The sequence below is a fragment of the Paraburkholderia caffeinitolerans genome (genome assembly GCF_902859945.1).
GTDB classification, from domain to species: Bacteria; Pseudomonadota; Gammaproteobacteria; order Burkholderiales; family Burkholderiaceae; genus Paraburkholderia; species Paraburkholderia caffeinitolerans.
On record NZ_CADIKL010000094.1, the window covers coordinates 1 to 2,034 of the forward strand.

Below are 2,034 nucleotides of genomic sequence, written 5' to 3' on the forward strand. Positions count from 1 at the left end.
CCAATCTCCCAGCGCGAGCCACCGGCCGTCAGCACAATTCTCTTCGCGGATAAGTAGATCGTCCCGTCCTCACTGGCAACGTTGACATCCTTGTTCGCGATAGCGTCGATTTCGTCACTCTGCGCCTGGATCACGACCTTGCCATTGGCTGCGATCAGCTTCAGGCCCAACTGGTAGGCAAACATCGAGATCGCTCCGCGCACTGACGCAAGAAGCGAGCGGCCCGACGATACGCTCACGTCGCGTCCTGCCGTGATGGCATGATCGTGGTGGCTTGCCATGTGCGTACTGTCGCTCGCCGTCGTGGCAATGCCCGCAGCGCTCGCCATCACCATGTCCGGGCGTGACAGTTCGGGGAATTCGCTTTCGCCAGTCTGCGCGCCTCCCTTGATCGCATCGTTCTGCGCCTTGATAGTGCTGGTCGCTTCACTCTGGCTGGAGTCGTGCGTTTGCGCCTGGTGCCTGGTGGCAAGCTGCGACAGATCCTCATGCTGCTGGCGGGCCTGCGTGAGCCGCGCGATGGTCTCGCCCATGTCCTTGACCTTGCCCGCCGCCTTGTCACGGCCAAACGTGGTCAGCAGCAGACCGAGCGCCGCGCGCAAAGCGCCCCATCGATCGCTGCGAAGCTCGAAGCCTTCGCCCCTTGGGTCCTGCCGCCCCTGGTTGCCGTCGATGCGCGTGTTGTAACCCAGACTCAGGCTCGATTTGCCATGGTCGCTCGCAAGCTGCGCCTGCTGCCGGTTCTCGGTGTCATCGAACGCGAGATGATTGGTCGTGGTGCCGTGCCCGAAGCTGCGCGTGACCATGCCCGAGAGCGCGTAGTTATCGGGCAGCTTCCAGGCCGGCATGTTGTTCACGTCAGGCACGAACGCCACCACGACGGGCCGGTCCGGATCGCCGTTGACATAGCCCACGAGCACCTGCTGTCCGCAGCGGCCATGCATGACCGTACCCATCTGGTCGCCCTGCCACGGCTGCGCCACGCGCACCCATATCGATGTGCCGCCGTTGAACTCGCCCTTGCGATCCCAGGCGTACTGGATCTCCACACGGTTATATTTATCGAGCGAGATTTCGGCGTCGTTCGGTCCCACGATGACCGCGTATTCCAGGTCTTCGAGACGCGGGCGTGGCGTGACCTGGGGCATGCGGTACGGCTCGCGTGCCGGGTACAGCTCGAACGTGGCTTCGAACGAATAACCGGTGGATCGGCCTGACAGGCCCGGCATGTCCCGGATATCCAGCGTGCACGACAGCACGAGATAATCGTTGTTCGCCTCACCATGCGGATGATCGATCAGCGTGAAGGTCTTGCCGGCCTCGATGCCACGCAGCGCGCCCCGCCCGTGTGCGCGCAGCCGCTGGCCCCGTCTCGCCTCCAGCTTCACGCGCGCCAGATGCTGCGCATCCTTCTTCCAGGCGTCGTCATCCCGCCTGGAGTAACGGGTCGCATCGGGCTGGGCGTATTCGGCGGACTCGTAGGATTCGAGACTCTCATCATGTTCGCGGCGTATGGGGCCGTACTGCCCGCGATACGGCTCGCTGTTGCGTCTGAGCCGTGGCGACGTATAACTGTGGTCATTGACGACCACCCGGTCCAGCGCTACCGACGTGCGCCATGACAGGTGCGTGATGTGTTCCCGGTCGATATGCCCGCCATCGGGGTGATACGACAACGTGTCGTAGGGCGCGCTCTGTTCCTGGCACGCGCGAGTGCAGTCGGCAATGACGAGCACGTGCTTCCTGTCGTGGTGCTCGAACCAGATCACATAGCCGAACTCTTCGCACAGCCGCATGCAGAAATCCCAGTCCGTCTCCCAGGCCTGGCGGATGAAATCACGCTGGCTGGCTTCGTGGTTGAAACGGGTATCGAACTTGACGCGAAATTCGATTTCATGGCTGTACGGCGTGAGGACGGTTTGAAGAATTCTGGTGATATCGGAATCGGTAAAGATGCGCGAGTTTCTGCACAGCGTCGCGCGCCACCACGACGGGCGGATCACGAATTCATAGACGAGCGCACCACCCTCGGAG

The 2,034-nt window shown here is 62.5% G+C and carries 1 protein-coding gene; it reads right to left on the reverse strand.

Annotated features, from left to right (window positions below; all coding sequences use genetic code 11):
• On the reverse strand, positions 1-2,034 hold a 2,034-nt coding region (locus HV773_RS36355), incomplete at both ends, for a type VI secretion system Vgr family protein (protein ID WP_175198534.1).